At 62.5% G+C, this 20,354-nt stretch carries 25 protein-coding genes; 12 read left to right on the forward strand and 13 right to left on the reverse strand.

The annotated features are described in order from the left end of the window. The first annotated feature begins 6 nt into the window (after positions 1–6). Positions 7–588 (forward strand): hypothetical protein, encoded by a 582-nt coding sequence (locus JMY29_RS05350; protein ID WP_144027595.1) that lies wholly within the window; start codon positions 7–9, stop codon positions 586–588. A gap of 83 nt (positions 589–671) precedes the next feature. Here the strand turns inward: JMY29_RS05350 and JMY29_RS05355 are convergent, their stop codons facing one another. The 3 genes from JMY29_RS05355 to JMY29_RS05365 are packed head-to-tail and all read right to left on the reverse strand — an operon-like array spanning position 672 to position 2,376. After that, positions 672–1,157, reverse strand: coding sequence for a DinB family protein (locus JMY29_RS05355; RefSeq protein WP_079581158.1), 486 nt, complete (start codon positions 1,155–1,157; stop codon positions 672–674). After that, positions 1,154–1,585 (reverse strand): VOC family protein, encoded by a 432-nt coding sequence (locus JMY29_RS05360; protein WP_189075976.1) that lies wholly within the window; start codon positions 1,583–1,585, stop codon positions 1,154–1,156. The genes JMY29_RS05355 and JMY29_RS05360 overlap by 4 nt, the downstream gene beginning before the upstream one ends. Before the next feature lie 35 nt (positions 1,586–1,620). Then, positions 1,621–2,376 (reverse strand): SDR family oxidoreductase, encoded by a 756-nt coding sequence (locus JMY29_RS05365; RefSeq protein WP_189075975.1) that lies wholly within the window; start codon positions 2,374–2,376, stop codon positions 1,621–1,623. A gap of 257 nt (positions 2,377–2,633) precedes the next feature. On the opposite strand from JMY29_RS05365, the gene JMY29_RS05370 reads away from it, so the two are divergent. Next, positions 2,634–3,323, forward strand: a complete 690-nt coding sequence (locus tag JMY29_RS05370) for a hypothetical protein (RefSeq protein ID WP_189075974.1) — start codon at positions 2,634–2,636, stop codon at positions 3,321–3,323. A 13-nt stretch (positions 3,324–3,336) separates the two neighbouring features. Here JMY29_RS05370 and JMY29_RS05375 read toward each other — a convergent pair whose 3' ends face one another. Together JMY29_RS05375 and JMY29_RS05380 are read right to left on the reverse strand one after the other, a co-directional pair. After that, a complete protein-coding gene (locus JMY29_RS05375) occupies positions 3,337–3,837 on the reverse strand; it encodes a GNAT family N-acetyltransferase (protein WP_189075973.1) in 501 nt (166 codons plus the stop codon). A 158-nt stretch (positions 3,838–3,995) separates the two neighbouring features. Further along, complete coding sequence (locus JMY29_RS05380; RefSeq protein WP_189075972.1) at positions 3,996–6,341, reverse strand: glycoside hydrolase family 3 N-terminal domain-containing protein; 2,346 nt, start codon at positions 6,339–6,341, stop codon at positions 3,996–3,998. A 196-nt stretch (positions 6,342–6,537) separates the two neighbouring features. Between JMY29_RS05380 and JMY29_RS05385 the strand changes: the two genes are divergently transcribed. The 4 genes from JMY29_RS05385 to JMY29_RS05400 are packed head-to-tail and all read left to right on the forward strand — an operon-like array spanning position 6,538 to position 10,429. Continuing rightward, positions 6,538–7,644, forward strand: a complete 1,107-nt coding sequence (locus JMY29_RS05385; protein WP_189075971.1) for a Gfo/Idh/MocA family protein — start codon at positions 6,538–6,540, stop codon at positions 7,642–7,644. Positions 7,645–7,667: 23 nt separating this feature from the next. Continuing rightward, positions 7,668–8,630 (forward strand): DUF6807 domain-containing protein, encoded by a 963-nt coding sequence (locus JMY29_RS05390; RefSeq protein WP_189075970.1) that lies wholly within the window; start codon positions 7,668–7,670, stop codon positions 8,628–8,630. A gap of 1 nt (position 8,631) precedes the next feature. Continuing rightward, positions 8,632–9,378 (forward strand): cupin domain-containing protein, encoded by a 747-nt coding sequence (locus tag JMY29_RS20870; RefSeq protein ID WP_189075969.1) that lies wholly within the window; start codon positions 8,632–8,634, stop codon positions 9,376–9,378. 25 nt (positions 9,379–9,403) lie between these two features. Continuing rightward, complete coding sequence (locus JMY29_RS05400) at positions 9,404–10,429, forward strand: LacI family DNA-binding transcriptional regulator (RefSeq protein ID WP_189075968.1); 1,026 nt, start codon at positions 9,404–9,406, stop codon at positions 10,427–10,429. Here JMY29_RS05400 and JMY29_RS05405 read toward each other — a convergent pair. Next, positions 10,419–11,297: a LysR family transcriptional regulator gene (locus tag JMY29_RS05405; protein ID WP_189075967.1), complete on the reverse strand. Its 879-nt coding sequence runs from the start codon at positions 11,295–11,297 to the stop codon at positions 10,419–10,421. The genes JMY29_RS05400 and JMY29_RS05405 overlap by 11 nt on opposite strands. A gap of 110 nt (positions 11,298–11,407) precedes the next feature. On the opposite strand from JMY29_RS05405, the gene JMY29_RS05410 reads away from it, so the two are divergent. From JMY29_RS05410 to JMY29_RS05420, 3 genes are all read left to right on the forward strand, one after another. Further along, positions 11,408–12,385: a nitrilase family protein gene (locus JMY29_RS05410; protein WP_189075966.1), complete on the forward strand. Its 978-nt coding sequence runs from the start codon at positions 11,408–11,410 to the stop codon at positions 12,383–12,385. A 222-nt stretch (positions 12,386–12,607) separates the two neighbouring features. Further along, the gene (locus JMY29_RS05415; protein ID WP_039240170.1) at positions 12,608–13,345 is read left to right on the forward strand and encodes an ANTAR domain-containing response regulator; all 738 of its coding nucleotides are present in this window, start codon (positions 12,608–12,610) and stop codon (positions 13,343–13,345) included. Between the two features lie 167 nt (positions 13,346–13,512). Further along, positions 13,513–14,880, forward strand: coding sequence for an MFS transporter (locus JMY29_RS05420; protein ID WP_039240172.1), 1,368 nt, complete (start codon positions 13,513–13,515; stop codon positions 14,878–14,880). A gap of 136 nt (positions 14,881–15,016) precedes the next feature. Here JMY29_RS05420 and JMY29_RS05425 read toward each other — a convergent pair whose 3' ends face one another. Further along, positions 15,017–16,204 (reverse strand): TerC/Alx family metal homeostasis membrane protein, encoded by a 1,188-nt coding sequence (locus JMY29_RS05425; RefSeq protein WP_189075965.1) that lies wholly within the window; start codon positions 16,202–16,204, stop codon positions 15,017–15,019. Positions 16,205–16,384: 180 nt separating this feature from the next. On the opposite strand from JMY29_RS05425, the gene JMY29_RS05430 reads away from it, so the two are divergent. Further along, a complete protein-coding gene (locus JMY29_RS05430) occupies positions 16,385–16,828 on the forward strand; it encodes a hypothetical protein (RefSeq protein WP_189075964.1) in 444 nt (147 codons plus the stop codon). Then, the gene (locus tag JMY29_RS05435; RefSeq protein WP_189075963.1) at positions 16,825–17,130 is read left to right on the forward strand and encodes a winged helix-turn-helix domain-containing protein; all 306 of its coding nucleotides are present in this window, start codon (positions 16,825–16,827) and stop codon (positions 17,128–17,130) included. The genes JMY29_RS05430 and JMY29_RS05435 overlap by 4 nt, the downstream gene beginning before the upstream one ends. A gap of 89 nt (positions 17,131–17,219) precedes the next feature. Here JMY29_RS05435 and JMY29_RS05440 read toward each other — a convergent pair whose 3' ends face one another. The 4 genes from JMY29_RS05440 to JMY29_RS05455 form a co-directional block, all read right to left on the reverse strand. Then, positions 17,220–17,459, reverse strand: a complete 240-nt coding sequence (locus JMY29_RS05440) for a PLDc N-terminal domain-containing protein (protein ID WP_064722006.1) — start codon at positions 17,457–17,459, stop codon at positions 17,220–17,222. Between the two features lie 46 nt (positions 17,460–17,505). Then, on the reverse strand, positions 17,506–18,066 hold the full coding sequence (locus JMY29_RS05445) for a hypothetical protein (protein ID WP_189075962.1): 561 nt from the start codon (positions 18,064–18,066) through the stop codon (positions 17,506–17,508). Positions 18,067–18,135: 69 nt separating this feature from the next. Beyond that, positions 18,136–18,543, reverse strand: a complete 408-nt coding sequence (locus tag JMY29_RS05450) for an SRPBCC family protein (RefSeq protein ID WP_189075961.1) — start codon at positions 18,541–18,543, stop codon at positions 18,136–18,138. Then, positions 18,536–18,853 carry an ArsR/SmtB family transcription factor gene (locus tag JMY29_RS05455; RefSeq protein WP_189075960.1) on the reverse strand — a complete coding sequence of 106 codons (318 nt, stop codon included), beginning with the start codon at positions 18,851–18,853 and terminating at the stop codon, positions 18,536–18,538. Before JMY29_RS05455 ends, JMY29_RS05450 begins: the two co-directional genes overlap by 8 nt. Positions 18,854–18,973: 120 nt before the next feature. Between JMY29_RS05455 and JMY29_RS05460 the strand changes: the two genes are divergently transcribed. Next, entirely contained in the window at positions 18,974–19,168 is a 195-nt protein-coding gene (locus JMY29_RS05460; RefSeq protein ID WP_189075959.1) for a hypothetical protein, read from the forward strand. Between the two features lie 28 nt (positions 19,169–19,196). On the opposite strand, the gene JMY29_RS05465 is transcribed toward JMY29_RS05460, so the two are convergent. Both JMY29_RS05465 and JMY29_RS05470 read right to left on the reverse strand, forming a co-directional pair. Continuing rightward, a complete protein-coding gene (locus tag JMY29_RS05465; RefSeq protein ID WP_189075958.1) occupies positions 19,197–19,787 on the reverse strand; it encodes a hypothetical protein in 591 nt (196 codons plus the stop codon). A gap of 31 nt (positions 19,788–19,818) precedes the next feature. Then, entirely contained in the window at positions 19,819–20,322 is a 504-nt protein-coding gene (locus JMY29_RS05470; RefSeq protein WP_189075957.1) for a MarR family winged helix-turn-helix transcriptional regulator, read from the reverse strand. Between the last annotated feature and the right edge of the window lie 32 nt (positions 20,323–20,354).

Here is a 20,354-nt window from a genome sequence, read left to right on the forward strand (position 1 = left end):
GAAATCATGAGGACACAATTCATAAAGAAGTCCGCATTTCCACGTATGGCTTCAACGATAATCGCCCTAGTTACTATTGCGGGTCTCTCGGGATGCGCAGGTTCGCCCGAGGCGGCTAATCCCAGCAGCTCCGCCAACACTGTAGGCATGGACGCCAGTTGGGCGGAGAGCTACGACAATTTGACGGATCTAAAAGCGCACAGCGCGCTGGCTGTCGAGGGAAGCTTCACGCGAATCATAGACGAATCCAAGATCAAAACTGTCCCTATCACGGATTTTGAGTTCACCGTTGACGAAGTAATCCATGATCCCGCGGGCACCCTGAAAGAGGGGACCCGCATAACCGTGCGACAGACCGGCGGGTCTGTTGACGGGGTTCTTCATCAGATCTCAGACGACCCGTTGTTCAAGATTTCTGAAAATGCCGTCCTGTTCCTCAAAGAGCCGGAGCCTGGCCTATTTTATGTAATCGGTGGACCGTCAGGGCGCTTTGAAGTCATCAACGGAAGGGTCACACCTTTCGACGCTGAGGGAACAAAGTTTGAGGGCACCCTGGAAGACTTCGCCGCAGCGGTGAAGGGTTCCTAGGTCGTCAAAACTCAGAGGGGGCATGTCGCCTGGAACTGCTGTCCTATCCGATTTTTGGGTAAGCAGTCTTGGTGGCAGCCCCCTCAATCTTCTGTGACCTGTTCCCGCAGGATATCCGCGTGCCCGCAGTGCTGGGCCAGTTCACGCAGCATATGCAGATACACCCAGCGCAAGGGGAGGGGGCCGCGGCGGTTGCCGGGGAGAAGGTCGTCCAGCCCCAGGTCCGACGTAGCCTTCCGCGAAGCCTCGCAGGCCGCCGAGTAAGCCGCTTGAATGCTGGCGATGGTGTCTTCTTCACCGAGGATAAAGGACTCATCCGGTGTGGCCGGAATGCCAATCTCGGCCCGAGGCCTGCAGGTGATGGCTTCGTCGAACCACACCTTCTCCACGAAGGTGGCGTGCTTCACGAGACCCAGCAGCGTCGTACGTGAGGGGACCAACCGCCGTCGTGCCTGTTCCTCGGTGAGTCCGTCCAAGCTGGCGTTCAGCGCGCGGCGGTGCTCGTCCAGGAAAGCCTCGAATTGCGTCCGGATGTCGTCGTGGGTGACGTCCTGCGTGGAGGCGCTCATGCTAAAACCACCGTTCCGTCCTCGTCGATCCGCCAGCCGGGGTTGTACGCGATCTCCCAGACGATGCCGTTGGGATCCTTGACGTGCCCGTGGAAGATGCCGCCGAAAGCGCCTGCCTGTGCGGGTTTGATCAGCGTGGCGCCCGCAGTCACAAGTGCGTCGATGGTGCGGGAGACCTCCGCTGCGCTGCCGACGTTGTGGGAGAGCGTCACTCCACTCACACCAGGGGTTTGGATGCCGCTGGCCAGGTCCTGGTCGAACTTTTCGGCGTCGAACAGGCCGAGCATCAAACCCGGGGCAACCTGGAAGAAGAGGATTTCGCCGGGCACGTCCATGAGCGGCTCCCAACCGAGCCCGTCCTTGTAAAAGGCGCGGGCCCGGTCGAGATCAGGCGTGGCGAACGTGATGAAGTGCAGTCGCTGGTCCATACGGACATGCTAGCGACAGGGTACGACGCCGGAAGCTAGCTCAGGCGCTGACGGGTGCCGTTCAGATGGGAAGCCGGGGCGTCGAAGAGCGCGGCGATGTGTTCGCCAAGTTCGTTGACATGCGTGTAGCCGGGGAACTTGCGGTGCGGCGCGGCCTCCTTCATGGCATCGTCCAAAAGGGCTTTCACAATGAAAACCACGGCGGCCGAGGTCTGTTCCTTGGGCTCAGTCTTGTGGCCGGACTGGGCTGCGTTGAAACCGTCGGCGACGCCGAGGACCCATGCTTCGGAGGCGGCCTTGATGGCCGAATAGCTGGCGCCCCCGGCGGTGGGGTTCGCTGCCGCCGTGGCGGAAACGATGGCGAGGCGGCCCCGCGGCGATGCCTCCAAATCCGGGTAGAAAGCGCGGGAGGTATTCCGGAGGGTGGTCATGATGCTGGTGTGCAGGACGTCCCAGTCCTCGTCCCTCTGGCCCGTGATTCCTTCGCCTCCGCGCCAACCGCCGACCAAGTGGATGAGTCCGTCCACTGGGCCCAGGTCGCTTCGAACTGCGGCGGCCAGCTTCTCCACCGACTCAAGGTTCGCGAGGTTGCACGTGTAGGGGATCACGCCGTCGTGGTTCTGGGCGAGTTCCTCCAGGCGGGCGGCGTCGAGGTCGACGGCGGCAACCCCGGCTCCCGCAGCGAGGAGTGCCGCCACAACCGCCTGGCCGGCGGCACTGGTTGATCCTGCCACCACAACGTTGAGGGCCGGGGTGGATGCCACGTCGTTGTGGTCATTCGTAGTAGGCAAGGTGTGTCCTTCCAAGACGTAATCACGGTCGGAAGGAGCATATCCGGTGGACAAGGTTGGCTTATGCCTAGATTAGCTTAGGGATAGAGGATCTAATGCTCAGTGCTTATTGGGTCCTCTAAGCAAGCCAGTGAGTGTGGCTGCTTGACGTTGAAGTTCCGATCGGTGGCAGCGTCTGCGGGCCCAAAAATCCAGATGATTGAGCGACTCGCCATGGCCTGTTGAGGCACCGTCGGCGGCGGTGGGAGGATGGAGCGGTGGAACCCCTCTTCGACTTCCTTGGCAGTTACTGGTGGCTCATCTTCCCCATCGGCGGGATGGCTGGCGGTTGGGCGAGATCGTGGTCCAAAGCGAGTGAAGAGCGGCACCGCCGCAAGGTGGAACTGCTGAAGCTGCGAAACCAATTGGCCGTGCATGAGGAAGCGAACCAGGCCGAAGTGGTTTCCCTGATGTCCGCCCACGATTCGGTCAATCACAGATGGCTGGAGTACGAACTCGACGTCGGCAATCTCATCGACTTTCCGCTGATGACCGACGTCCGTGAGCCACTGACCGTCGCTTTCCTGCGCGCCAAGAAGGAAGCCGACGGCTTGCGTCCCGGAGCGCCTGAAGAAATTTCGACGCCGGCCCGGCTCGCCGAGTACCGCGCGGCAGTCCACAGCTACGAGTTGGCCTTCGACGTAGCCGAACGCGAAGCCCGGAGAATCAAGGACGGTAACTTCAGCGGCCCGGAGCGGCAACGACTGGCTACGGCACGGAAACTGCTGCGCATTGCGGAGGACACCGCAGCTACACCTGCGGAACGGCAAACGGCGTACAAGCGCGCCCGCAAGGAACTCGACGGCCTGATTGTCCTTCCCGAAGCAACAGTTGCCGCGCTGGAAGGCAAAATCGCCGGAATGCTGGATACCCGGAAGGACCCGGACACGGACGTGAAGTTCGCGTGACGCGGAGAGGCAGCTAACGGAGCTTGACACCCATCACGGTCCGAACCGTGGAGCCCGCAAGGTCGTCCTCAAGGTGCCGCATTCCGATCCGTTCGGCGACGCGCCTCGAGGCACCATTGTCGGGGTGGATGATGGCTACCAGGCGATCAACTTCCACCACGTCCCGGGCGTATTCGAGGCAGGCCAAAGCGGCTTCCGTGGCATAGCCCCGCCGCTGAAGATCCAGGCGTACGTGGTAACCAACCTCAAGCTCGGACCGGCGATTGACGTTCTGCCACGTCAACCCGCAGTCGCCGACAAAATCGCCGTCGTGGGTTTCCACGATCCACAACCCGTACCCGTGGTGGGCATAGTTCGCCCGGTTCCAGTCGATCCAGGCGGCTGCTTCTTCCCGGGTTTTGGGCGCCGGGTAGTACGTCATGACGTGGGGGTCACCGAGCAGGCTGCTCATCCCGTCGATGTCAGCTGGCGTCATCTCGCGAAAGCGCAATCGTTTGGTTGGGAGGGGGAGCATCTCCGAAGCCTACCGGCAGCTGACCCCGCCGTGGGCCGTGCTTCCGTTACCTTCTTTGAACTCCGTTGGACGCTTATGCAACCGGAATCGGCTGAATTTGGGGCCACCGAATGTCAAAGTGGGTCGTGAACCTACAGGCAGCCCACGTGGGTACCCGTTCAAGCCGTAGCCCGCACCCGCACCGGAGTGAGCATCTCCCGTTCGAACCCGACCACACGGCGTGGCCCGTGGAGGATTACTTCGTGGGTGGCCGCATCTGAGGCGCAGGAGGTGGAAACGTGCAGCTTCACCAGGCCGGGCGTCACGACGCGCTGCAGGTCCAATCCGGTAAAGGACGTGCGGTCGGCATGGACCACGAACTCCACCTCGGAAGAAGCTCCTGCTGGCAACTCCACCCGCGCATACCCGATCAACTCGCGGACCGGACGCACTACTTCGCCCACGGGATCTTCCAGATACAGCTGGACAACCTCGGCGCCATCACGGAAACCGGTGTTTGTGACCGTACAGCTGACGGTGACCGAGTCCGACGTCGACATCGCCGGTGCGCTGCTCTGGTGACCCGACAATTCGAAGCTGGTGTAGGACAAACCGTGCCCGAACCCATACAGCGGCGAGGGATCCAGCGCACTGACTTCAGTGCGACCGGCAAGCCGGGAGTGCAAGTAGGTGCCGGGCTGGCCACCGGACGACCTCGGCACGGAGACTGGCAACTTGCCGGAGGGATTGACGACGCCGGTGAGCACGTCCCAGAGTGCCTCACCGCCTGCTTCGCCAGGGAAGAACCCTTGAACGATCGCATCGGCCCGGTCGACGAAGTCGCCGAGTGCATAGGGTCGCCCGCTCAGGACGACCACCACGGCACGGGAGCCGGAATCTGCGCAGGCCGCAAGGACCCGGTCAAGCATCCGGTGCTGGTCGCCGGGAAGGTGGAGGTCGGCGGCGTCGTTCCCTTCGCCTGAGGTGCCGCGACCAAAGAGTCCCGCGTTGTCACCGACCACCACCACACAGGTGTCCACGGAGGCGGCTATCTGGCATGCCTCGGCAATTTCAGTCTCCGTCGCCACCTCACAATTTCCGGTCACGGAACTGAGCACAGAATCGAATCGCCCGGCCGCAACAGCCGCGACCGAAGGAACGGAGATGCCCATGGGAACATCAGGATGCGATGCGCCGACATGGGCATCGAAGGAGTAACAACCCAGCATGGCGAACGGGTCATCGGCCAAGGGACCCACCACACCCAGAGATCCGCCGGATGGCAACGGGAGCGCTGGAGCTCCGTCGAACGATCCGTTGCTCAACAGGACCAAGGACTGCGCGGCCAACTCACGCGCAAGGGCCCGGTCTTCGGCGCGATCGAGGTCAACAGCTGCTGACAAGGCCGGCGGAGCAGGGGAGAAGTCGGGGGACAGGAGCCCCACCTGGGCCTTCTGCGTCAGGACCCGGCGGAGTGCCTGGTCAACCACAGCTACGTCCAGGGCGCCCTCTTGGACACGGGCGAGGAGCGGCGCGCCAAAGCAATTCACGGTCGGGAGCTCCACATCAACGCCCGCGGAGAGGGCCAATATGGCCGCCTCTCCGGAATCTGCTGCAACGCCGTGGGTGACATCGAGGAACGCGACGCCGAAGTAGTCCGCCACCACTGTGCCGTTGAAACCCCACTCCTGACGGAGCAGCCCGGTCAAAAGGGCACGATTCGCGGCGGCGGGTACGCCGTCGATGTCGGTATAGGCGTGCATCACCGACCTGGCGCCACCATGCCGGAGGGCCATTTCGAAAGGCGGCAGCATGACGTCGGCGAGTTCCCGGGGACCCATGGAGACAGGGGCATGGTTGCGGCCGGCCTGCGAGGCCGAGTAGCCCACAAAGTGCTTGAGGGTGGAAACGATCCCGGTTGATTCCAGGCCCTGAACATAAGCGGTTGCTACAGTTCCCACCAGGTAAGGGTCCTCGCCGATTGTCTCCTCGACCCGGCCCCAGCGGAGATCACGGACAACGTCCAGCACCGGAGCCAGGCCCTGATGCACCCCGAGGGACCGCATGCTTTCACCGATCCGGGAGGCCATCTCCTTCACCAGGCCAGGATTGAAAGTGGCGCCCCAAGCCAGGGGGACGGGGAAGGCTGTGGCCTTCCAGGCGGCCAACCCGGCCAGGCATTCCTCGTGGACTTGGGCGGGAATGCCGAACCTGGATGCGGCCATGATCTGTTCCTGGGCTGCGGCCAGCCGTCGCGCACCTTCCGCGGGCTCCACGGGAACAGTCCCGTACATGCGGGTGATCTGTCCCAGGCCATCGGCAATGATGTCGTCCCAGGAGCGGTCGTCTCCGGCCATTTGGCTCTGCAAAGGCGCAACGGAATCACCATCTGTGGAGGCGTTGACCCACACGCCTGCCAACTGTGCCAGCTTTTCTTCCAGAGTCATTTCACGGATGAGATGCTCCACGATGCCGGACGCTGGAACGCGGGCGAGTGCGTGCTGATCGGCGGCACCGGTGCTCACAAGCTTCTCCTCGGGATCTGGGTTGGTTCTTAGAAAGTATCAGAAACTTTAATCAACTTGCTAGGCAGATTTTCTGTTGATTTATGAGGATTTTCTTCATAGCGTTGTGTCACTGGTGGGCCGTTGTGGATAAGTTGCTCACTAAAAAATCAGAAACTTTCGGACATAATTGCCTACGCTCAACGGAGAGACCCATATGCAGACTTACAGGGTGGCCATCATCGGAACAGGCGGGATCGCAGCTGTTCACGCGTCCAACCTGGCCCGCACCGACAACAGAGCGACGTTGATCGCCGCGTGCGATGTCGAAGACGCACGCTTGCAGGCCTTCGCGGATGAGCATGGGATCGCCGGCCGCTACCAGAGCCTCACGGAGTTGTTGTCCGAGGCCAAACCGGACATCGTGCACCTGTGTACTCCGCCCATGATGCACATTGACCAGGCGATCGAGTGCCTTGAGGCCGGTGTGCACGTCCTGTCCGAGAAGCCTCCGGCACTCAGCCTTGCCGACTTCGACAGGCTCAACACCGCAGAAGCCAAGGGCGGCGCCCAGTTCTCGTGCGTCTTCCAGCACCGCTTCGGTGACGCCTCGGCAGCCGCAAGGGGTTTGATTGGTGGCAGCGATTTCGGACGACCCCTCGTAGCCCGCTGCGACACGCTGTGGTACCGGCCGGATGAGTATTTCGATCTTCCGTGGCGCGGCACATGGAAAGCGGAGGGCGGTGGGCCCACGATGGGCCACGGCATCCACCAGTTCGATCTCCTCCTGCACCTCCTGGGGCCATGGGACGAGGTGCACGCAATCGCCTCGCGGCAAGCCCGGGCCACGTCGACCGAGGACTTCTCCGCCGCGCTCGTCCGCTTCGAAAACGGCGCGGCCGCAACGGTCATCAACTCGCTGCTCTCACCGCGCGAAACCTCGGACATCCGCGTGGATTGCGAATACGCCACCGTCGAACTCAGCCACCTTTACGGTTACGGCACCAAGGACTGGACCATTACGCCCGCGCCTGGCCACGAGGCCGCCGTCTCCGCCGCCTGGTCCAGCCAACCGTTGGAGCGGGGCAGTGGGCACTCTGCGCAGTTCCTCGCCATGTATGACGCGCTCGACGCCGGCCTGCCGCTCCCAGCCGGGGCGGACTCAGCCCGGCAGACACTGGAGTTCGCTGCCGCGATTTACGCGTCGGCCTTCACAGGTGACCCCGTTCGTCGCGGAGAGATCGTCCCCGGCCACGCCTTCTATGAGGGCATGGACGGGGATGGCCGGGGGACCCGCGTCCTGGCCGCCACCGCCCGCGCCTAACCACCACGTAAACGGAGAACACCATGACCAGCACAGCCCAAAGCTCCTACACTCAAACCCTTGGTTACACCGACGACGGCCGTGCCCTGACCTTCACGGTCGGCGCCCAGGACATCGCCACGTACACCTATCTGCCTGTAGATGAGCAGTACGAGAGCCCCCGACCCTTCTTCCACCCACTGAAGACACTGGAAGGCGATGAAGTTACCATTTCCAGGCCGTGGGACCACGTCTGGCACAAAGGCCTGTCCTGGGCGCTGCCGAACGTGGGAGAGCACAACTTCTGGGGCGGTGCCACCTACACCCGGGACACCGGCTACGCGAACCTGGACAATAACGGTGCCATGAACCATCAGGCATTTACGTCCATTGAAGACTCCGGCGAAGGCATCACCGCTGCGGAAACACTGCTCTGGAGTGCGCAACCCTCCGGCGCCGGGCAGAATGGTCAGCCGCTCATCGTCGAGAAGCGCCGGTTCGGCATTCAGCTCCTTCCCACCCTCAATGCGTGGGCACTCCTCTTCGAAACAGAGATGAGCAACGTCTCCGGCGCCGAGATCGGCATCGGGAGCCCCACAACAGAGGGTCGCGACAACGCAGGTTACGGCGGGCTGTTCTGGCGCGGGCCGCGCTCATTCACAGGCGGGGAATTCCGCTCCGAAGCAGGGACCGGTGCTGACGAATTCATGGGCACGCGCTCAGAGTGGATCGCTTTCACCGGTCAGCACGACGTCACATGCCGGAAGTCCAGCATCCTGTTCGTCGAGGACCAAGCCAACCCTGGTGCCTCCAACCAGTGGTTCGCCCGCTCCTCCATGTTCGCCTGCCTCGGGTCGGCTCCATTCTTCAGCGAAGTAGTCCCGCTCACGGAGGCCGAGCCGCTCACGTACCGGTACGCCGTCGTGATTGCCGACGGCGACCTGGAAGGCGGGCAAGCTGCCGCGCTCGCGGTCGCCGCCAAGGCAGCGCTGGAGGGCTGGGCCTGACATGTGCAACACATTTCCGGGGGCCACCGCCGTATCCGAGGTCAGTATCTATGACTGGCCAGGGGCGGATGGCGGAGCCGGCGGCTCACCGCACGTGCACACCGCCTCTACGGAGGCATATGTGGTGCAGCAGGGGACTGGTCGCTTGGAAACCTTGGACTCGCGAGGGTTTACCTCCACGCCGTTGGCCCCCGGAACGGTGGTCTGGTTCACGCCGGGTACCGTCCACCGTGCCATCAACGACTCGGGCGATTTGAGGGTGCTGATTGTCATGCAGAACGCCGGCCTTCCGGAGAACGGCGACGCGGTGATGACCTTTCCGCCCGAGCACCTGGTGGACGTTGACGCTTACGCGCGTGTTGCGTCCCTTCCGTCCCGGGATGCCGACGGCGGTGACGCGGCGGCGGAGGCGGCCGCGCGCCGTCGTCGGGACCTGGCTTTGGAGGGTTATCTGGCCCTGAAGGCGGCCGTGCAGGAGTCGGGGGTCGGGGCGCTGGCGGAATTTCATGCCGCGGCCGCGAGGTTGGTGAGCGGCAAGACCGGAAATTGGCGAGACTACTTGGTTGGGGGCGCTGCGCGGCAGGCGGAGCTGACGGGGCGGCAGTTGGAGTCTCTCGAGTCCATGGAAAGTTTCTACTTGCAGGATGCGAGGACTACGATGGGCGAACGGAAAACCCGCAGGATCTATGGCATGTGCGGCCGGATCCAGGCGTGGGAACTTTCCGAAACAGACATCGCCGCGGGGTGATCCCGGGCTGGAAAGGTGGGGACCCATGGTGACCAAGCAGGACTCTGGACGGGCCACGATCAGCGAGATCGCCCGTGAGGCCGGAGTCTCGGTGCCCACCGTATCCAAGGTCCTCAACGGCCATGCCCATGTTGCCGCAGCCACACGTGCCAGGGTCGAAGAGATCATCGCCAAGCGTGACTATGCGCGGCGGCCGGCCAAACGGAGCAAGAAGGCCGGGCTCGTGGATCTTGTGTTCCCAGGCATGGGCTCCGAATGGGCCTGCGAGATTATCGAAGGCGTAGAGCGCGTGGCGCAGGAAGCCGGCTACGGCACCGTCGTCAGCAGCCTGTCCCTGGACGGTTCCAGGATCCGTCCTTGGCTGGCGAACCTCGCTGAGCGGAAGTCCGACGGCGTGCTGCTTGCCGTTTTCGGTCTGGACCAGAAGCAGATTCAGCGCATCAAATCCTTGGGTATCCCCGTCATTCTGATCGATCCTGTGGGGCAACCCGGGCCGGACCTCATGACCGTGGGTGCCGCCAATTGGGACGGCGCTTTCTCTGCCACCGAGTATCTGCTGAAGTTGGGCCACACCCGGATCGGAATGATCGGGGGCCGCGAGGACCTCCAATGCAGCGGCGCCCGTGAGGACGGCTACGTGGCAGCGCTGCGGCGGGGTGGTATTGAGCTGGATCATTCCCTGATGGTGCCGGGCGATTTCTCCACCGAGTCCGGTTCCCGTGGGACGGAAGCGTTGCTGGCCCTTTCCAACCGGCCCACCGCGATCTTTACCGGCAACGATGCCCAGGCGCTCGGTGCTTACCGGGCTGCACGCTCAGCAGGCCTTCGCATTCCCGATGATCTTTCCATCATCGGCTTTGACGACATCCCCGCCGCTGAATGGATAGAACCCGGCCTCACCACCATCCGCCAGCCCGTGGTGCAGATGGCCGAAACTGCCATGCGCGCGCTCCTCCGCCACCTCGAAGGAGATGAGGAGCTGCCGCAGCGGATCGAGCTGGGGACTGAGTTGGTGGTGAGGGGCTCGACGGCGGGGCCGGCTAAAGACTGAGGGCGTCGATGGATTGCAGGAACAATGGGATGAGTGGGTCGTTGTTTCCGCGCAGCCACGCGGTTCCAATGCTCCACACTGAGGACTCGAGGTCGATGGGCACCAATTGCACGCCTTCCGGAACGATGGCCGAGGTGCTGGCGGGAACCACGGCGGAGCCGGCTCCGGCTGCAACGAGCGCCAGCACAGTGAGAAGGTCCGAGGTCTCATAGAGGACGCCTGGGCGTGCGCGCAGATCCGAGAAGAGATTGCTGGTTTGGGCAGTGAGTCCTGGGCCGCGCGCCGGATCAAGGCGAATGAGAGGACGACCATCGATGAACCGATGCAGCGCATCCCGGGTCGATAGGGGAGCCGACTCACTCTTGGGAATCGCAAGGGCCAGACGATCGCGGCGAATCATCCGGGTGGCAATGTCCGGTGGGGCAGGCAGCCGAACAAATCCGATACTGAGCGTCCCGTTGCGCAGTGCCTCGAACTGCGCTGTGGATGACATGTCGTCCAATCCGATGTCGATGGCCGGATGTTCGGTCCTGAAGGCGGCCACAGCACGCGGAGCCACGTCGATCGCGGACATGCCGAATCCCACCTTCAACGCACCCTCAGCCCCCGCCGCGATACGTTCCATGCGCTGCGCGAGCCCGTCGGCGCGGCGCACGAGGTCGACCGCATCGGCAAGCAGCGCCTCTCCGGCACGGGTGAGTGCTGCCCCATGCCGACCCCGGGTGAACAGCTGGCTTCCGGCCTGACGCTCCAGGAGCTGAATCTGTTTGGTGAGGTTGGATTGCGTGGTGGAAAGCGCCTTGGCCGCCAACCCGAAGTTCCCGGTTTCGGCGACAGCAACGAAGGAGCGAATCAGCCGTAGTTCCATTCTGGGATCCTAGTTTCATTCCCGAAGGGAATCAAAAGTCCTTAAAGTTTCATTAGACGGAATGCTAGGTGGCGGCGAGCATGGGAGGTGTCCCAACCAAGGAGAAACCAATGATCACCGCCCCCACCCTTCGCGCTTCGGTTGTCCAGTTCGAAGCCGCCCCGGATCGCCCGGACCTCAATCTAAGGACCATTCGCCGGCTGGCCATCAAGGCGGCGAGGGACGGCGCCCGGATTGTTGCGTTCCCGGAAATGTGCCTGATCGGTTACTGGCATCTACGCAAGCAGACCCCGGAACGCTTGTATGAATTAGCACAGTCCGAGGACGGTGAACACGTCCAAACCATCAGGAAGCTTGCCGCAGAGCTCGAACTGGGGATCGGTATCGGGTTCCTGGAAGTACAGGCCGACGGGAGACTTTTCAATTCCTACTCCGTCTGCCTCCCGGACGGGACCGTTCACACCCACCGGAAACTCCACGCCTTCGAGCACGAGGCCATCAGTAGCGGCTCGGAGTTCACAGTGTTCGATACGCCTTGGGGTGTCAAAGCAGGGATTCTGATTTGTTGGGACAACAACCTGGTGGAGAATGTGCGTGCCACGGCCCTCCTCGGGGCAACGGTGCTTATCGCTCCCCACCAGACGGGCGGGACCAACTCGGCCAGTCCCCGGGGCATGAAGCCTGTCCCGGCAGAGCTATGGGACAACCGTGCAGCGGATCCCGCGGCCATCGAGGACGCGTTCCGGGGGGTCAACGGCCGTGGGTGGCTTATGCGGTGGCTGCCTGCCCGTGCCCACGACAACGGCATGTTCATCCTTTTCAGCAACGGTGTGGGCCGCGACGACGACGAGATCCGGACGGGGAATGCGATGATCATCGATCCCTACGGAACGATCGTGGCCGAGACCTGGGTGGCGGACGAAGCCGTGGTAACGGCAGATCTGGACTTTGATCTCGTGCCACTTTCAACCGGGCGCAGATGGATTCGTGGCCGCAGGCCAGAGCTGTACGGCATCCTCGGCCGCCAGCAGGGAAACGAGCTGGACGCTCGTGCAGCGCGCTTCTCCAAGGACCCTGTGGACGTCTGAATGGACTTTCCCTCGTGGCCCGCGGCTAGCGGGCCCGACTCAGGGTGGGGGGTAAACCATCAGGGGGCGTTTCAGCATAGCCGCAGGTCAACGACGTCTTGCGCCGCACTTTGTACCGTCGATCGTTGGGCGATAAGGTATTGCCAGACCGTTTTGCAGAGGGCGGCCCTTTTCGCTCCTTTGCTGTCTGCTGGGGACGCATTTCAGTCAGTAGGAACGTGCATGGTCAACCCCCTCCCCGAGCATGAAGCTCTCCAGAACGGATACTTTTTGGATCTCGTCCTGGGAAGCGAGGACGTTGAGGCTTTTCTCAGCGACCTCGCGGCTTTCTCAGCCGAGAGCCTCTCTCACCCGGAGAGCCCGGTATACAGCGGCATTACAGTGTTACGTCGCAAGAAGTCGGCAACAGCCGCAAGCAGTGACGAGCGCGCCCGCGTCATGGATCAGCTCCAAAGCACCTTCGAAGGTCCCTGCCTCACGGCCATGGACAAGCTCACCCCCGTACTGGTCCCGGACCTCCTGAGCGACCAGCGTTGGCCGGCCTATATCCAGGCCGCCTCCGACCAAGGGCTTCGCTCCATCCTGAGCGTTCCGCTCCTGGTCGAGGGCGATACGCGCGCTGCCCTGAACCTGTACTCCGAGAAACCGGATGCGTTCCAAGCCGAGGACATGGAGCGGGCCGAGGTTTTCGCCTCCCACGCCTCCAAGTCGCTGCGTCTCGCCTTGAAAATCGCACAACTCAGCGATGCCCGGAACGACCTGGCAACGGCGATGCAGTCGCGCACCGTCATCGACCTCGCGGTCGGGGCGATCATGGCGCAAAACCATTGCAGCCAGGAGGAAGCTTTCACTATCCTGCGGACGGCCTCCAGCAACCGGAACATCAAGCTGAGGCATCTGGCCAAGTCCATCATCGCGGCTGTGTCTTCCGGGAAGATCACCACGCACTTCGAGGAGTGAGTACATTCTGCTGGATCATCGTCGCCCGCACATCGGTGCACCCGCGGAATTCCAGGGTTGGGTGCCGGTGCCACGCCGGATGATCCAGCAAAATTTGCCCGAACCAGTAAGTCCGCCCACCGAACCCGTTTCGTAACCCGAGGCAACCATGGAGCAGACTGGGTTGGGTGACCGCCAAGAAACCCCGTCCCGGGCTCGCGATTGCTGCGCTGAGCCTCGGAACTGCACTGAACCCGCTGAACTCGTCCATGATCGCTGTGGCACTGGTGGTCCTTCGGGAGCATTTTGAGCTCGACGTCGCAACAGTCACCTGGGTGATCACCTCGTTCTACCTGGCGTCCGCGGCAGGGCAACCCCTCATGGGCAGGCTGGCGGATCGGTTCGGGCCCCGGCGGCTGTTCATGTTCGGCATGGCCTTGGTCGCTGTTACTTGTGCGATCGCACCGTTCCTGCCCAACTTTGCGCTGGTTTGCGTGGCCCGCGCGCTCATGGCTGTAGGGACCGCGACGGCGTACCCGTCCGCCGTCGTGATGGTTACCGAACTAAGCCGGCTGGCGAACTTGCCGTCCACCCGGCCGCTGGGCCGGATCCAGATGGCCAACACCTCGGCCGCTGCTGTGGGTCCCGTGGTGGGCGGCCTGTTGGTGAGCCTGGTGGGGTGGCAGGCGCTGTTCGCGATCAACGTGCCCATCGCGTTGCTCGCGTTGTTTGTTGTCCGGCAAACTGCACCTGCCGATTCCGGGAGGGAGACCGGTTCGCTGGGAACGCTGATACGGGATTCCGACATCCCCGGCATCCTCGCGTTCGTCACCTCCCTCATGCTCGCCATGATGGCGCTGCTCAACGTGATGCCGGGCTACCGCTGGTACCTTCTGGGAGCGGCTACCGTGATTGGCGCTCTTTTTGCCTGGCGCGAGCTGCGGTTCAGGCCGCCGTTCCTGGACCTCCGGCTGCTGGGCCGCAACCGGCCGCTGTTGCTGGTCTACATGCTGTTCATTGTTTTCAGCGGCGTGTACTACTTTGCGTTCTTCGGCCTGCCGCAGCTGCTGCAGGAAGCAGGCCATTACGACGCCGGTGTGGTGGGCCTGCTGATGCTTCCCCTTGCGGCGTTGTCGGTTGTGGTGACGCCACTGACGGTGCGGTTCATTGAGCGGTTCGGTGTGCGTTCGGTGCTGATCGCCGGCGTCGGGATCCTGACGCTCGCGGCAGGAACACTTGGCGTCCTGACGATGACGTTGTGGGCTCCGGTGGTGTTCGTGCTGACTGCCTTGATGGGTGTTCCGTATGGCGTGGTCAGTACGGCGTCGAACCAAGGCCTGTATGTTTCGGCCCGTCCCGAGGAGAGGGGTGTGGCGGCTGGCATCTTCCAGACGTGCCGCTACCTTGGCGCGATCACCGCAACCGTGCTGATCGGCGTGCTGTACGGTCCGGGTGTGAACCAGGCGAACTGGGGCATCATGGTCCTGGTGATGCTCGGACTCAGTGCCGTGGTGCTGGTGCTCGCGGTGATGTGGCGGAAACCGGCGGCCGTTTAGCGGATCGGTTGGGCCCGGTTCGATGGTCCGCTGCGCATTCGACGTTGCCCGTCATCGAAGGTGCAGGTGAACATCGAAACGGGACCCTGGCAGTGGTGCCAGAGTCCCGTTTTTCATGCTGAACCGAGGGCTATGCTTAGCGGTTGAGGAACGCCTCGTGCTGGCGGTGGGCTTCTGCCACCTGTTCGCGGATCTTCTCCACGTCCTTGGCCTTGTTCCGATATTTCAGGGGCATCTGGACGATCTGGGCTTCCTCCGCGGTCAATGCCCGGTAGATACGCTCGCGCTCATTGGCGTCGGCGGTGTAGTCGAGGTCCAAGTAGTCCACGGCGTGGCGGCGGGCGTTGTTGATGGCAGTTTGGGCCTTGCCTGCCGGGCTTATCAGTGAGAGCACCACGGTGATGACCAGGACGCCGATGATGACGCTCAGCGAGAGGCCTGTGGTGATCTCGATGACGTTGACGTGTTCGCCGCCATTGATGAACGGCAGGTTGTTCTCGTGCAGCGCGTGGAGAATCAGCTTGACGCCGATGAACGCGAGGATGGCCGCCAGGCCGTAGGAAAGGTAGATGAGGCGGTCCAGCAGTCCGTCGATCAGGAAGTAGAGCTGGCGCAGGCCCATCAGCGAGAACGCCGTCGCCGTGAACACGATGAAGACGTTCTGCGTCAGGCCGAAGATAGCGGGGATGGAGTCGAGGGCGAAGAGGATGTCCGTGCCGCCGATGGCCACCATCACCAGGAGCATGGGAGTCAGGGCACGCTTGCCGTTGACCATGGTGAAGAGCTTGTCGCGGTCGTATTTATCCGTGGTGTGGAAGAGCTTTTTGGCGAGCCGGATGATGAAGTTGTTCGCTTGGTCGTCGCCGTGGTCGCCGGGTTTGAGGAGGTTTCCGGCCGTAAGGAGCAGGATGAGGCCGAAGATGTAGAAGACCCACGCGAACGAGTTGATGAGCGCGGCGCCGAGGAAAATGAAGCCGGTGCGGGCGATCAGCGAGAACACGATGCCGAACAACAGGACCTTCTGCTGGTCTTCACGCGGCACCCGGAAGCTCGCCATGATGATCAGGAAGACGAACAGGTTGTCGACCGAGAGGGCCTTCTCCGTAATGTATCCGGCGAAGTACTCCGAACCCATCTGTGCTCCGCCAAAGACCAGTACCAGGATGCCGAAGACGACGGCCAGGCCTACGTAGATGGACGACCAGATGGCTGCTTCCTTCAGGGAAGGAACGTGGGCCTTGCGGATGTGGAAGAAGTAGTCAAAGGCCAGGAGCGCCAGAATGACGACGATGGTGATGCCCCAGATGAGGGGAGAGACGGTCATATGATCCTGCTTTCGTGAGGCGCGCGAGTGGTGTTGCTCACCGAGGGTCAAACTCGTGGAATCAAATTTACCGGGTCTGGTGGGGCTGGTGGTAACGGGAGGGCAGTGGAAAGTACTTGACAGAGTGGAAAGTACTTTCTTAGAGTTGCTCTATCAAGTAAACGCACCTTTGGGGGAACCATGAACGACACCACAGGCGGCCCTTCCGCTGCAGAAGCACGCGAGCTCCTTGCCAAGGCAGAGGCCATCAGCGCCACCTCAACCAACGCAGCGGCCTGGCCGGTTGCCGTCACCTTTACCAGCCTCGCGATCATTGGATCGCTGCTCATGATCGGTATGCACATCGTGCTCGTGACAGGTTACGGCGCAGCCCTGTTAGCCATTTCGGTGGGTGCCTGGGCTGCCATCACAGCCTCCGTCTGGCCCATGTTCCAGCGGTCCACCAAGGCTGGCTACACCAGGCGCTTCCTCACGTCCCTGTTTGCGTACTTTGCCCTTTACATAGTGGCGCTCGTGGTGGGCGCCTCGTTCTTCCGGGACGGCAACCTGTGGTTCTACCTCCCGGCGGCCATTGCTCTCGGTGTAGTCGGCCTGGCAGCGGCCTTCCGCGAGCTGCGCGCATGACCACTCCCGCAGAACACCCGCGCCACAAGCTCAACGAACTGGTCCATTCACCCGTCCGGTTCTCCATCATGGCTGCGCTCGCCGGCGCGGAATCGATGGACTTCAAGGACATCCGCGATGCCATCCAGGTGAGCGATTCCGTCTTGAGCAAGCAACTGGCCATCCTGGAGAAGGCCGAGTACGTGAAGATCAAAAAGAGCTTCGCCGGGAAGATGCCGCGGACGTCGGCCAGCCTCTCGGCCACTGGGCGTGAAGTGTGGGCAGCGCACTTGCAGACGCTGCGGGAGATTGCGGGCGGGTGACGGCCGGCCCGTCGGAAGGCGTGCGACGGCGAGACGCGCCTTGCGGGGGCCGGGCGCCCGGCGGGTAAGCGCCCGGCGGCTAAGTGCCCCTAAAGGGTTTTTTTCAGGCGGACGTGGTCACTGCCGCCGGCGATCTGGGGTTTGGTGTAAAGCCATGCCAAGATGCCAATGAGCGGCAGGGCGAAGATCAGTAGCGCCCATACAGTTCGCGTTGCTTGGTCAAGGCGCTTGTCACCAAGAACGTCGAACAAGCCCCAAATGATTGATCCCATGACAAAGAGTGCCGCGGCTCCCGCCAAGATCGCTGGTATCCATTGCAAAGCTTCCATGCCGTTCCCCCTTGGACATGCGGTTCCCTGCAATGTAGCAGCCGGTCTAGGTGCCGAGCAGTGCCCGCACATATGAGCCCAGGTCTTTCGTGACCAAGAGCTTGGGAGCTGATGAGACTCGCGTGGCGAGCCACATGAACACCCGACCATGGGAACCGGCGACTAACCCCCGGACTTCAGCAAGTTCAAGACTCCACCCGACGGTTGCGACGCCGTTGATGGTTATGGACGTCGGCTGGGCGCTGGCGCTGGCGAGTGCCCGGAGCAGTTCCGTGGGATTCGTGGCAACCATTTGACCAAGACCAAATCGAACAAGTTCCTTGGCTAGAAGGTCAATAAGCTGCCCGGCACCCAGTGGATGGTTGAGAACGGGCTTGAGGGTGATCAGCCATTCTGTCGGTGGGCTGGTTTCACCTTCAATAGGCGGATGGTCGAAGCGTGCATCGACCACGAGCCCTGTCTCGACTTCCGATGGACCCGAGATCGAGAGCGGGCTCGGCGCGGTAGCAGAGAATACGTAGGCGAACTGGCCGAATTCCTCCGCGCGGGAGCTGCGAGCTCGGCGGGCATCCTCCGATACTGAATAGTCGTTTGCCGCTTGATACATAGATCCACCCATACGAGTGCTTCTCCACCTACTTCGAGCCATAGGCGGGAACCCGTCACCGCGGCGATCCTAGCCCACGCTCACCAACACCTGCTCGATCCGCCCCAGCAGGCCCGGCCAGCCGTTGCCCATGCCCTCGATGGCCTGCCGTCCCATGGGTGAGTCCAGGTTGAAGCCGGCGTGTTCGAAGTGAAGTGTTGTCCCGGCGTCGACCGTTTCCAGCGTCCAGGCGATGGTCGTATCCAAGCTGCCTTCGGCGAAGACGAAAGTGATGGACTCGCCGGGCTCGACGGCGGTGACTTCGCACTGCTGCTGGCCCCAGGCGCCCATGTCCATGGTGAAGCGGTGGCCCACGACGGGCGCGATATCGCCAGGCGCCCACCAGCGGGCGAGCAGTTCCGGCGTCGTGAGGGCGGCCCACACTGATTCTTTGGGGTGGGGGAAGGTGCGCTCGAGGCGGATGGCGTTTTCAGTCATGGGTGTTCTCCTCATCCAGAAGACCGGCCAGGGCATCGAGCCTCTGGTTCCAGTAATGCTCGTAGTGCTGCAGCCAACCGCTGACTTCACCCAGTCCTTGCGGCTGGAGGTGGTAGATCCTGTGCCTGCCTTGCCGTTCCTCGCGGATCAGGCCTGCCTCCTTGAGGACGGCCAGGTGTTCCGACGCCGATGAGCGGCTGAGCTCCAGTCGACCCGTCAGTTCGCCCGCGGTCAGGGGACCGGCGAGGAGGGTGTCGAGGATGGTCCGCCGCGAAGGGTTCGCGAGGGCGCCGAAGACGTCGGAGGGCACGGGTTTATGATATGTCGGAAATTTCCGAAATGAAAAGTTAGTCGTCTTACGCTGTGACATTCGGGTTGTTTCGTAGACTCACAGTTCAAGGAAGATTTCGCCAGTTCGGGGGGAAGGCCTGTGAAGAACGCACCGAGCCCATTGCAAGTAGTGATGTTCTTTGCCTTGGCGATCATCTTTGCGATGTGGCCACCGCTGGTCTGGTGGCGGGCCGCGGGAGCCGTGCTCATGCTGGGATTCGGGTGCTACGGAGTTTATGTCCTGCGGAAAGCCAAGCGGAATGCTGCACCCCGGGAGGCCGGCGAGTCTGAGTGATCCGGTAGTGATGGACTGGATGCCACCTCTATGTCTGCGTAGATTTCGTGGGATACTGCATGCCTGGTGGCAGGCTCTCCCCAATGCCCGCTACGAAGCCGAAGTCTATTCCGACGTCGTCCGGTTTTGACTCGCGCTCCAGCTTCCGTACCTCGCTGGGCGTGAAGTAGCTTTTCGCGATTCCGCTTTCCGTTTCGAACGTGAAGGATCCAAAGATTGTTGGGTCGGAGCGGTGCCTTAGCAGCAGTGTTGTGTCTGTGGCATTTATCTCCACGGCCGCCGGATGGTAGCTGTCCATGCTCCGGCCCCATATGGGGAGGGAGAGTGGGAAGGCCAACTGAACGGACTCAGGAAAGGCGCGGGGGACGCGCTCTATAGAGAGGGAATGCTGGGCTGCGCCGTCAACCTGAACAGTCATGGTGTGAGGGTCAAAGCTCTGGGTGGTTCCGTCCAATAGCCGCGTCGCGGACCATATGAAGCCTCTTGGAAGCACTGAGATGGCGTACCGCTCAGTGTGCCCACCAGCTTGGCATAGTGAGATTGCATCGTAGGAAGTGCCGTCACCACCCACCATGGCCTTGCCGATTGCGATCGCCAGCTGCTCAGAGGAAGTGTCCACGCCTCATCCTTGCATGGGTGAGGCTGGCTGGTTAGGAGGGTTCGCCGTCGTTGTTTGCCAGGAGGAACTTCCGCAGGAGGTTCGCCAGCTGTTCGCGTTCGGTCTTGGAGAGGCCGTCGAGCATCTTCTGCTGATTCTCCACGTGATGTTCCATCACCTCGTCAACCAGGGCAAGTCCCTCGGGCGTCAGGCTGACCAGTAGCTGACGGCGGTTCCCGGGGTTGGTTTCGCGGTGGATCAGGCCGCGGTTCACCAAGCGGTCGACGCGGTTGGTCATGGCTGCGGAGCCGATCATGGTCAGGCTGGCGAGCTGCCCGGGCGTGAGCGGCGCCTCGGCTGCCGACCGCCGAAGGGTTGCCAGGACGTCGAACTCCCAAGGCTCCAGCCCGAACTGGTTCATGAATCTCTGCACATCGAGTGACGCCAAACGGTTAGCCCTTGCGAGTCGGCCCAAAATGCCCATGGAGCTGACATCCAGATCGGGGCGCTCCCGGTTCCATTGGTCAAGAATCGTGTCCACTGCGTCGCGGTCCATTGCCCTCCCATGCTTGACCTCAAACAGTACAA

The sequence above is a fragment of the Paenarthrobacter nicotinovorans genome (assembly GCF_021919345.1).
GTDB lineage: Bacteria > Actinomycetota > Actinomycetes > Actinomycetales > Micrococcaceae > Arthrobacter > Arthrobacter nicotinovorans.

Bases quoted from the DNA above. Each gene is read 5' to 3' on its own strand.
- JMY29_RS05350 (WP_144027595.1), top strand. From the start codon at position 7: ATGAGGACACAATTCATAAAGAAGTCCGCATTTCCACGTATGGCTTCA.
- JMY29_RS05355 (WP_079581158.1), bottom strand. From the start codon at position 1,157: ATGAGCGCCTCCACGCAGGACGTCACCCACGACGACATCCGGACGCAA.
- JMY29_RS05360 (WP_189075976.1), bottom strand. From the start codon at position 1,585: ATGGACCAGCGACTGCACTTCATCACGTTCGCCACGCCTGATCTCGAC.
- JMY29_RS05375 (WP_189075973.1), bottom strand. From the start codon at position 3,837: ATGCTCCCCCTCCCAACCAAACGATTGCGCTTTCGCGAGATGACGCCA.
- JMY29_RS05385 (WP_189075971.1), top strand. From the start codon at position 6,538: ATGCAGACTTACAGGGTGGCCATCATCGGAACAGGCGGGATCGCAGCT.
- JMY29_RS05390 (WP_189075970.1), top strand. From the start codon at position 7,668: ATGACCAGCACAGCCCAAAGCTCCTACACTCAAACCCTTGGTTACACC.
- JMY29_RS20870 (WP_189075969.1), top strand. From the start codon at position 8,632: ATGTGCAACACATTTCCGGGGGCCACCGCCGTATCCGAGGTCAGTATC.
- JMY29_RS05400 (WP_189075968.1), top strand. From the start codon at position 9,404: ATGGTGACCAAGCAGGACTCTGGACGGGCCACGATCAGCGAGATCGCC.
- JMY29_RS05405 (WP_189075967.1), bottom strand. From the start codon at position 11,297: ATGGAACTACGGCTGATTCGCTCCTTCGTTGCTGTCGCCGAAACCGGG.
- JMY29_RS05410 (WP_189075966.1), top strand. From the start codon at position 11,408: ATGATCACCGCCCCCACCCTTCGCGCTTCGGTTGTCCAGTTCGAAGCC.
- JMY29_RS05415 (WP_039240170.1), top strand. From the start codon at position 12,608: ATGGTCAACCCCCTCCCCGAGCATGAAGCTCTCCAGAACGGATACTTT.
- JMY29_RS05425 (WP_189075965.1), bottom strand. From the start codon at position 16,204: ATGACCGTCTCTCCCCTCATCTGGGGCATCACCATCGTCGTCATTCTG.
- JMY29_RS05430 (WP_189075964.1), top strand. From the start codon at position 16,385: ATGAACGACACCACAGGCGGCCCTTCCGCTGCAGAAGCACGCGAGCTC.
- JMY29_RS05435 (WP_189075963.1), top strand. From the start codon at position 16,825: ATGACCACTCCCGCAGAACACCCGCGCCACAAGCTCAACGAACTGGTC.
- JMY29_RS05440 (WP_064722006.1), bottom strand. From the start codon at position 17,459: ATGGAAGCTTTGCAATGGATACCAGCGATCTTGGCGGGAGCCGCGGCA.
- JMY29_RS05445 (WP_189075962.1), bottom strand. From the start codon at position 18,066: ATGTATCAAGCGGCAAACGACTATTCAGTATCGGAGGATGCCCGCCGA.
- JMY29_RS05450 (WP_189075961.1), bottom strand. From the start codon at position 18,543: ATGACTGAAAACGCCATCCGCCTCGAGCGCACCTTCCCCCACCCCAAA.
- JMY29_RS05470 (WP_189075957.1), bottom strand. From the start codon at position 20,322: ATGGACCGCGACGCAGTGGACACGATTCTTGACCAATGGAACCGGGAG.